At 58.5% G+C, this 10,131-nt stretch carries 7 protein-coding genes; all 7 read left to right on the top strand.

Annotated elements, in window-relative coordinates; translation table 11 throughout:
* A partial coding sequence (locus tag VKV29_RS02305) for a P-II family nitrogen regulator (RefSeq protein WP_324199682.1) occupies positions 1-102 on the top strand: 102 nt, incomplete at its 5' end.
* Between the two features lie 94 nt (positions 103-196).
* Complete coding sequence (cimA, locus tag VKV29_RS02300; RefSeq protein WP_324199681.1) at positions 197-1,858, top strand: citramalate synthase; 1,662 nt, start codon at positions 197-199, stop codon at positions 1,856-1,858.
* Between the two features lie 33 nt (positions 1,859-1,891).
* The gene (radC, locus tag VKV29_RS02295) at positions 1,892-2,587 is read left to right on the top strand and encodes a RadC family protein (RefSeq protein WP_324199680.1); all 696 of its coding nucleotides are present in this window, start codon (positions 1,892-1,894) and stop codon (positions 2,585-2,587) included.
* A gap of 122 nt (positions 2,588-2,709) precedes the next feature.
* Complete coding sequence (locus tag VKV29_RS02290) at positions 2,710-5,601, top strand: hypothetical protein (protein ID WP_324199679.1); 2,892 nt, start codon at positions 2,710-2,712, stop codon at positions 5,599-5,601.
* A gap of 720 nt (positions 5,602-6,321) precedes the next feature.
* A complete protein-coding gene (locus VKV29_RS02285; protein WP_324199678.1) occupies positions 6,322-7,215 on the top strand; it encodes a glycosyltransferase family 2 protein in 894 nt (297 codons plus the stop codon).
* 4 nt (positions 7,216-7,219) lie between these two features.
* Positions 7,220-8,203 (top strand): glycosyltransferase family 2 protein, encoded by a 984-nt coding sequence (locus VKV29_RS02280; protein WP_324199677.1) that lies wholly within the window; start codon positions 7,220-7,222, stop codon positions 8,201-8,203.
* A partial coding sequence (locus tag VKV29_RS02275) for an O-antigen ligase family protein (RefSeq protein ID WP_324199676.1) occupies positions 8,203-10,131 on the top strand: 1,929 nt, incomplete at its 3' end. The genes VKV29_RS02280 and VKV29_RS02275, both read left to right, overlap by 1 nt.

Genomic DNA, 10,131 nt, shown 5'->3' with positions numbered 1-10,131 from the left:
GCCGCCCAAACCGGCGAGATAGGCGATGGCAAAATCTTTGTGACCCATGTGGAGGAGGCCATTCGCATCCGTACAGGCGAGCGAGGGGAAGCCGCATTGTGAGGTATACTTTCACAAGCTCATCGAAGCCGAGTAAGAGGGTTATTGTCGGGGCTTCGGGGCTGATGGGGATTGAAACGAAACAGGATTGAAACCAATGATGTCATCGGACGAGCAAAAACGCCGTATCGAAATCTACGATACCACCTTGCGAGATGGCTCGCAAGGGGAGGGGATTAGCTTCAGCGTTGAGGACAAGGTTCGCATTGCGCGCCGCCTTGATGAGTTTGGGATGGATTTTATCGAGGGGGGCTGGCCCGGCTCTAACCCGAAAGATGTGGCCTTTTTCGAGCAGATGCGGGAGGTGAAGTTGCGCCATGCTCGGCTAACCGCTTTTGGCTCGACACGTCGTGCCGGGGTGCGACCGGAGGAGGACTCCCAGATTCGCTCGTTGATCGAGTCGGGTGCCTCGGCCATCACCATTGTGGGAAAGTCGTGGGATGCCCACGTCATCCATGCCCTGCGGGTAAGCCTTGAAGAGAACCTGGCCATGATCGCGGAGAGTGTGGCCTATCTCAAGAGGCATGTGCCGATGGTGCTCTACGATGCCGAGCACTTCTTCGATGGGTACCGCGCGAACCCTGCCTATGCCTTGCGATGTCTGCAGGCAGCGTTCGAGGCAGGTGCCGACCGAATTGTGTTGTGCGATACGAACGGTGGCTCTCTTCCGCAGAGCATCGCGGCCATTGTGCGCGAGGTGCGCCAGGCCCTGCCGGAGGCACAACTCGGCATCCATACGCACAACGATTCGGCCTGCGCTGTGGCAGGCGCTCTGGCAGCCGTGGAAGAGGGAGCGATGCAGGTGCAGGGTACCATCAACGGGTATGGAGAGCGCTGTGGCAACTGCGACCTGGTGCCGGTGATCGCCGCCCTTCGCTTCAAAATGGGCTACGACTGCCTCTTGCCCGATTCACCACGACACCTTACGGCTCTTTCGCAGTATGTGGATGAGATAGCCAATATCGCCCCGGATACGCGCCGACCCTATGTGGGGCGAAGCGCCTTCGCCCACAAGGGAGGGCTGCATGCCGACGCGGTGCTGAAAGGGGCAAGCTATGAACATATTCATCCGGAGGCGGTGGGCAACACACGCCGCTTGCTTGTTTCCGAACTCGCCGGCAGCAGCAGCATCGCCGGCAAGGCCGCCGAGTTCGGCATTCGGCTCGATAAAAAGTCGCCTGAAGCCCGGCACCTCATGCATGTGGTGGCCGAACATGAGCACGCCGGCTATAGCTACGAGGGCGCCGAAGCCTCTTTTGAGCTGTTGTTACTGCGAACCCTCGGTCTGTATAAGCCGCCGTTTACGCTGAAAGGCTTTCGATGCATCACCGAAAAGCGCGGTACCGACAAGCAGCCGATTACGGAGGCCACCGTGAAGGTAGAGGTCAACGGCCAAGAACGCCTGACGGTGGCGGAGGGCGATGGGCCGGTGCATGCCCTCGATGGAGCCTTGCGACAGGCGCTTTTGGAGTTCTATCCGGCTTTGGAGCGGATCAAACTGACCGATTTCAAAGTGCGCGTGATTAACGGGCGTGCCGGGACGGCGGCCAAAGTGCGCGTGATTATCGACTCCACCGATGGCGAACAAACTTGGTCTACTGTGGGTGTCTCGGAAAACGTGATCGAAGCGAGTTGGTTGGCTTTGGTAGATAGCGTGGTGTACGGGCTGATCCGCAGCGAACGGCTTTATGAAGCCCTTTCACAACCGCCTGTTCTCGCCGATAGCGCCGCCTCGGTATCGGAGAGCGCAACCTCATGAGCTTTCAAAAGGCGATGCTCTAGGGAACAGGCGATGGTGGAACGTTATACCGTTGCCATCCGCGAGCTTCCCGATACCGAGCGACCGCGTGAGCGCCTAAAACTCTACGGGCCGCAGGCTCTCTCCGACAAAGAGCTTTTGGCCATTCAACTGCGCATCGGCACGCGAGAGCTTTCTGCCCTCGGTTTGGCCGAGCATCTGCTTAAAGAGTTTCGCGGGCTTGGAGGCATCGCGAGGGCGCACCTGGAGGATTTAAAGCGCGTTAAGGGCGTAGGCGAGGTCAAGGCCATCGAAATCGCCGCCACCGTGGAGCTTGGCCGGCGAATTATGGTGTTGGAAGAGACCCCGCGCCCCAAAATAACCTCTCCGCGCGATGTCGCCAACCTCTTAATGCCGGAGTTGCGTTACGAGGCTAGAGAGCATTTCAAGAGCGTTCTCCTCGATACGAAAAACCAGGTTATTAAGATTTCCTCTGTCTCCACAGGCACCCTCGACTGCAGTTTAGCGCATCCACGCGAAGTGTTTAGAGAGGCCATCATTCACAACGCCGCCGCCATTATTGCGGTTCACAACCACCCAAGTGGCGACCCCACACCCAGCGTCGAGGATAGAAAAGTGACCGAACGGCTGCTAGAGGCCGGCAAAATTGTTGGAATCGAACTTCTCGATCATATCGTTATTGGCGCCCAACAGTATATCTCCTTTAAAGAACGGGGTTGGATTGATTAGCCGTTGCTCCGCGGCCTGAGAGTCCAGGAAGCGGTGGGACTGTAGAAACAAAACCGCCTAGAGCCGAAAATGGAAGAAGGTGATTCCGGTTTTGGGTCGGAACGCAAGTGGTGCCCATTTTCATGCTTCGGGGGCGGCTTTTGCACGGGATTCAACAAATAGCCCGATGGTGTATTGGGGGTGTCATCGTTGGCCGAGTTGTTTGCTTTCTCGGCCAAGCCGGCGCTGCGCCTGCCAACCCTCTCCCGAAACTGAGTGCCAAAGCAGCCGTTGTTATGGACGCCGACTCGGGCCGGTTGCTGTTGGCCGTTCACCCCGATGAACCGCTGCCGCCGGCCAGCACCACAAAAATTGTGTCCGGCATGTTGTTTGCCCAGGCGGTTCCTCCCGATCGCCTCGTCCCCATCTCCTCTTACGCTGTCGGCCTTCCTGGCGATCGTTTGGGCTTAAAAGCTGGAGAGAGGGTTCCGGCGCGCGATCTCCTTTATGCCATGCTGTTGATCAGCGCCAACGATGCGGCGGAGGCTGCTGCCGAAAGTGAGAACGGCATCCTTGAGGCAAAGCAGGGTGGCCTTGAGATGAAAAACGCCCCTGCTGCCCCTTTCGCCGGTTTAATGAATGCGCTGGCACAAAAGGTGGGAGCGCATCGTTCTCACTTTGTGAACCCAACGGGTTTGCCGGCGCCCGAGCAGGTGAGTACGGCGCGCGATTTGGCGCTTTTGGCGCGTGCGGCCTTGTCCGTTCCGGCATTTGCGCAGGCCGTGCGCACCAAAACCTATGTCCTTCGCCTGCCGGGGGAGAGCAGGCCACGGGTGTTGGTGAACACGAACCGACTGTTGTGGACGCTGCCTGGGGCCTACGGGGTAAAGACCGGCTATACCAAAGAGGCCGGCTTTTGCTATGTGGGGGCAGCCGCGCAACAGGGACATCGGATCATTGTGGTGCTTCTGCACAGCAACAACTGGCAAACAGAGGCGCTTGCCCTGTTCCGTTACGGTTTTGGGCGGCTTAGTGGCGCCCGTCCGTGGAGGCCATCGGCAAACAAAGAAAGGCCGGAAGGTGATGGGGACAGGGGCATGCCATCTTCGAGGCAGGCAGTGCCCCGAAACGATGGGGCTGCACCACCCACCGAAGCAAGTGCAGGCTTGCCCATCCTCTCCGCGGCATTGCAAGAGAGCAGGAGGCCTGGCGCCTACCCAAAGAGACAGGGGACTCCTGAAAGCCCAGAAGCAAGCGGTAGGGTAGCTCCGGAGCCTGGAAACTCAGGAAAGCCGGCACCCCCCAGAAGGCGTGCTCCTGTCGCACGCGAGTCGGTTTCGCGGGTGGTTCGAACCGATGGACGCGCTTTCCATTGGGTTTTGGCTTATCGCCTCTTGCGCGCGTTGGGAACGCTGCTTTTGGCCGTCGCAATGGTGGCCTGTTGGCGTAGGCGCCGGAAATGGATAGGAGGGATACATATGTGGCTCGTCGGTCTATCGAGAAGACGTAAAGCGACTCGGCGGGAAATGGCAGCACCTCTGTTGCCTGCCGTGTCTATTTCAACGGCCGAGACCCCATCGTTTCAGTGGGAGGGGTTGCCGCTGGCCCGTCGAACGGTTCAGGAGTGGCTTGAGTTGCTTTTGGAGCGGCCAATTCGCGTGCTGGAGCCGCCCATTCGGTGGCATCTGCGCAGTCTTCTACAGGCCGACCCTAGCGTGGAACGTGGGCGTTTTCGCAAGATTTTGGAAAGCCATGAAAGCGTTCGGGTGCGATTGGCCATGGCGGAGGCGTTGGAAGCGCTTGCTCCGCGTGCGGTGGAGAAGTGCGCCCGTCAGTTACTGGAGGGAGAAGGCATATCGAGCGATATTCGCGCAGAAGCGGCCGAGCGGCTCGGCGCGGTGGGGGGCGAGCGATACGAACATTTTTGGCTGGAGCGTCTGTTGAAAGAGCCTTCTTCTTGGGCGGCGCTCGCGCTTTTGCGCCTAGTTTGGTTGGATAACTCCACCGTTCAGGCGCTTATGCAGGCTTTGGAGATGCCCTTGCCGGAAGGGGCTAGCGCCGAGCTAATAGCGCGTCGCCAGTTGCGCGACGGCTACATCGCCTGTGTGCTGTTTGGTCATGCGTTGATGGAAGAGGAGGAGTTTTTAGAGCGTTTTCGATGGCTTCCGGAGGAGGTGCAGAGCGAACTGTTGGTAGCGCTCGGCCAGAAGGGAAGAGAGGCCGACCGAGCCTATTTGCTGCTCAAGCGTTTTCTCGCATCGCCCTCCTACGGTTTGCTACGCGCTTTATGCGACATGCCACCGGATGCGGTGGAGGATGCTCTAAACGCCTTGGATTCATCGCTGCACGGGGCGGAAGCCACGCGCGCCGAGGTGGTTCGTTGGTTGCTTGGAAAAGGGACAACGGCAACCCTGGAGGAGATGCGTCGGCTAGCGGAGGCCGGAGACGACGCGGCAGCCCATGCGCTGCAGCTTCAGCGCGTTGTTCAATGGAACCCTTCGCTCTGTGCACCAGACGCCCTTCTGGCTGCGGCGCAGATCGTCTCGTGCCGTCTTGGCTACCTCTATTACGATCCTGACTATGTGACGCAGGTGCTGCGCAATGCGTTGAATGAGGAGAACGTGTTGCCTGCAGGAGCACCGGAGGAGTTAAAGGCGTTGGCAATGGCCTATAGAAACCAGGAGGTGCACGATGCCGTTTTTGCCACGATGCAGAGCGAGGAAAATCTGTTGCAGCTGCTTATGACGCTCTCGCGTTATGTGGCCGAAGAGGCGCGCTATGCCCAAGAGGTCGCCTTTTGGTGTACAAAGCTACCTGCGGAAGCACGCTATGCCCTGCTATGGTCACTCGAACGAGCGACCGACCCGGCGACGTTTGCGGCGATAGAAGATGCGTTGAGCGATGCCAACCCCTTTGTACGCTCCACAGCCCGTCGGCTGAGACGGCTTGGGGGCGAACCGTTAAAAGCGGACGAGCTGAAACAGGCTGTCGAAGAGACTGCAGGAACTGAGGAAGGGTTTGAGCAGGCTGCCTAAGTAAGTTGACAATGCAGCGGCCAGAGAGATAGGCCATTAAGGAAATGAGACAGGCCGCTGAGGCAGTCATCCCTTCTCCCCAATGGGGAGAGGGTTAGGGTGAGGGACTGTAGGGGCAACCCTTGAGGGAGGGCGTCAGTCTTGAAGAGCCGATGAGATAGACGCCTGTCATTTCGAGCCGAAGGCGCGATGAACACCTGTCATTTCGAGCCGAAGGCGAGAAATCTTGCATTTCCCTTCCCACCGGCTTTGAGGAGGTTGGGGTGAGGCTATAGAGACTGCCGATCTTGCGGTTCTAGAGTCAGTTGTGGAGTAAGTCGGCTTTGCTCGCCCCCTATCCCGTCCTTTCGTCCTCGCGGACAGCAACGCAGCGGCCAGAGAAAGAGACGATTAAGAGAATGATTCTGGCCGCTGAGTTGCCCACCGCGAGGTGCCCCTCTCCCAAATTGGGGGAGGAGGTGGGGTGGGAGCTTGAAGAACCGGTGAAATAGACACCTGTCATTTCGAGCCGCAGGCACGATGAACACCTGTCATTTCGAGCCGAAGGCGAGAAATCTTGCATTTCCCTTCCCACCCGTTCTGAGGGCAAGAGCGCAGGCCTTGAGGGGTAGGGCGCCCTGTCCCAGAAAATCTTGCGATTTTCTGGGACACCTAGGCTGTTTTCGGGTACAACAAATGCAGCTTGAGGGTTGCAAGCAATAGCACAGGCAGGAGTTGGGTTTGTGTGATATAACGCTCTCGATTGTGATCGTTAGTTGGAACACGCGCGATCTCCTTTTACAGGCGCTCGATTCGATCTACACGGCGCCGCCGCCTTTTCCCTTTGAAGTGATCGTGGTAGACAACGCCAGTGCGGACGGCACCGTTGCAGCCGTTCAACAGGCGTTTCCTCAGGTTATTCTTTTGGCGAATGCGGTGAACGTCGGCTATGCCAAAGGCAACAATCAGGGAATAGAACGGACACGTGGAGCGTACATTCTTTTGTTGAACCCCGATGTGGTGCTGCCCGGAGGCGGGCTGGAGAAAGCGGTTCGGTTTATGGAGCAACATCCCGATGCCGGCGCCTTAGGGGTGCGGCAAGTCCATCCCGACGGCACGCTGCAGCGCTCGGTACGCGGGTTTCCTACGCCTTTGGGGGTTTTATGGGAGTTGGTTGGGTTGAGCCGGCTATTTCCGAAAAATCGTTTTTTTGGCGCCTATCGAATGACCTGGTTCACCTATGATAGGGTGGCTGAGGTCGATCAGCCCATGGGGACCTTTTTAATGTTACGGCGTCGGGCGGTAGAGCAGGTGGGGCTTTTGGACGAGAGCTTTCCTATCTTCTTCAACGAGGTAGATTGGTGCTTACGCTGCAAACGCGAGGGATGGAAAATCTACTTCACGCCGGAGGTCGAGATCGTGCACTACGGGGGGGCCAGCACCAGCCAGGTTGCCCCCGCCATGGCGTGGGAATCGCGACGGGGGCTGTTGCGGTTCTACGCACGACACTATGGGAGCTGGGTCTATGCCCCGATGCGCCTCCTTATTGCCCTTTTGTCGTGGCCTTACGCCTGGTGGCAGGCAAACCGGCGTCGGCAGCGTTTTAGGTCGGAAAGCCCAATAGGAAGGACTTAGCGGCGTGACTTCGGGCAAAGTTTCATGCGATCTTAGCGTGATCATCCTTAACTGGAACACCTGTGAGCTGTTGCAGGCCTGTTTGCAATCGCTCTTTGAGGCATCTGAGACCATATCCTTTGAGGTGATCGTGGTAGATAACGCCAGTGAGGATGAGAGCCGGCAGATGGTAACCCATCACTTCCCTCAGGTTCGCCTTCTTGTCAATCCGCGCAACCTGGGCTTTGGTGCCGGCAACAACGCCGCTTTGCCGCACGCACGCGGAAGATATCTGCTTTTCCTCAACTCGGATACCTTAGTGACCAAAGGCAGCCTAAGCGCTCTTGTACGTTTTGCCGACGAGCACCCCGACGTCGGCATTGTGGGGCCTAAGCTGCTCAACGCAGACGGCACATTGCAGTACTCCTGCCGCCGCTATCCGAATTTGGGGGCCGGTCTGTTTCGAAACACTCTATTAGGACGCCTGTTTCCGAACAATCGCTATGCTACCGACTATCTCATGAAGGACTGGGACCATGCCACTGTACGCGATGTGGACTGGGTTTCGGGGGCGGCGCTCTTCATTCGGCGCGAGTTGATTGAGCAGATAGGCGGGTTCGACGAGGATTTTTACATGTATTGCGAGGACGTAGACCTCTGTTGGCGAGCGACCCACGCACCTTTGCCCGACCCATTACGCAGCGTTTTGGGCAAGGGAGCCCAGGCGAACTGGCGCGTGGTCTATTTTCCGGAGGCGGTGATCTATCATTATATAGGAAAAAGCAGCGACAAGGTGCCCACTCGCATGACCTATGAGTTTCATCGAAGCCAGTACCTCTTCTACAAAAAACACTATCGAGCTTCTACCCCCATTTGGCTTCGGCCTCTCATTCCCCTAGGCATCATGCTGAGGGCGGTGGGCACCATGTTGAAATTTCGTAGAGACTACTGGATACGCAAACTGCGCGGGCAGGAAAAGGGGCGTAGGCGCAAGGGAAGTTCACGCTAATGGAAGCCGATATCAAAGAGGCACGTGCCATCGAGAGGAAGCGATTCGACCGACTAGATTGGGTTGCCGTGGTTTTACTGAGCCTTATGGCCGTTCTCGCGCCTTTGCTGGCCGCGAGTTTTGTGGTGCTGCCCTCCATGGGTCTCTTTCCACCTGCCAGTTTGCTCGACTGGCTGCAGGCCATTGGGGTGCCGCTGATGATGTTGTTGGTGGGCCTGGCGGCCTGCATCGCTGTTGTGCGCGAGTGGATCGGTCCGTTGTCCGTGGGCGGTGCTCCGGCGTTAACCGTGTTAGGCCTTTGCGTGTTGGGTTGGGCGGCGCTCTCTTTAGGGCGGGCGCGCGCGCTCTACTTGGGGGTAGACACGCTGGCACTTCTGGCATCGGTGTTGGCTTCTGCCACGTTGGCCTCGCGTTTAAGCCGAAACCGAGACGCCTTTGCCACCATGCTCATCGCCCTCATGTTGGGCGGTCTTTTTGTTTCTGCGCTTGGGGTCAACGAGTATCTTATGGCGTGGAAGCAGGGCGCTTTTTCCCATCGCGTGTTTGGCACCTTTCTCAACCCCGACTTTCTGGCCGGCTATCTCCTAATCACTTTGCCCGTGACCCTCGCCATTTGGGTAACATCGCGGGAGCGGTTGCTTAGGCTATCTGCCGGGTTTGCGCTCTGCTTACAGGGCGGATGCATTACGCTCAGCGCCTCGCGAGCCGGCTTGGGGGCCCTCTGCGTGGGGATACTCGCCTGGCTGTTTTTAGGCATTTGGTCGGGCGCGTTTCGGGGCGAATGGCGGCCTACAGCTTTCGGCTTAGGGCTGCTGTTGCTGAGCTTCGTGGTCGCCTCCACGCCGCTGCGTTTTCGCGCGGCGCCGGTGGCGAACGCGCCGGTTAAGATCACCAAAGAGCAGGTGCCGGTCACGTCTAAGGAGGGAGGGGTGGTTTCGGAAAGCCATTCCCTGCTCTTTCGGCGTTACACCTGGCATGGCACGCTGCGCATGGCCGAAGCCAACCCGATCTTTGGGGTGGGCATAGGCAATTTCACCTACGCCTATCCCCGTTATGCTTTGGTGGCCTTTACGGCGCACGCGCATAACAGTCTGTTGCAGTGGGCTTCGGAAACCGGCTTTGTGGGGCTTTGTTTCTTGCTAATGCTTATGGCCGCTGCAAGCGCCTTCGCCGCCAACGCACTGCGTCTGCGCCGGGCCGCGCTGGCGGCCCCTGCCGGTGACATTTTGGAGCCGTTTCATAAGCTATTTGAGGAGCCGGCCGTTCTGTTGTGCGGCCTGTTGGCGGCGCTTTTTGCTTCGGGCATCAAGACGCTTGTCGATTCGGATTGGTATGTGGTGGCTACGGCGTTGGCGGTGGGGCTTTGTTTTGGGCTTGCGGTGGGTCTTGCCAGAAACATTGCGCCTCTGGCCACCCAACTTCCTACTACGGTAAGGCGTCCCATGTTGGCAATGGCCGGGCTTGTGTCGCTTGGGCTTGTACTACGGGCCGGGCAGCTTGGTTTGGCGGCCGGCCTGCGGGCGCAGGCGGCAGAGGCGCTCTTTCATCAACAGCCGGAGGTTGCCGTAGAGCGGCTAAAGGCCGCCGTGCAGGCCGACCCTCTGGACCCCGAGCTAGATTTGGAGTTGGGCGAGTTATATGAGTTGGAGGGTCTTTTCCCTCAGGAGCGGGCGGCCATCGAGCGGGCGATTAAGGTGGCCCCTATTCCCAAAGCCTACTATCGGCTCGGCCAATTCTATGAAAAACAGGGGCAAGAGGCGCGGGCGGTGGAGGCCTATCATCAGGCCTATGCGCTCGACCCCAACAACCTGCAGGTGCTGCACCATTTAGGCGATGCCCTCTTGGCCGTTGGGAAAACGCAGGATGCAGAGAACATCTACCGCATTATGACGGAGTTAGAGCATGCGCCCTACGGCACCGTGCGGGCG

It is taken from the genome of Chthonomonas sp. (assembly GCF_035294165.1).
In the GTDB taxonomy this organism is placed as follows: Bacteria; Armatimonadota; Chthonomonadetes; order Chthonomonadales; family Chthonomonadaceae; genus Chthonomonas.
The sequence above is the reverse complement of the archived record's forward strand: the minus strand, read 5'-3'. Positions and strand labels throughout refer to the sequence as shown.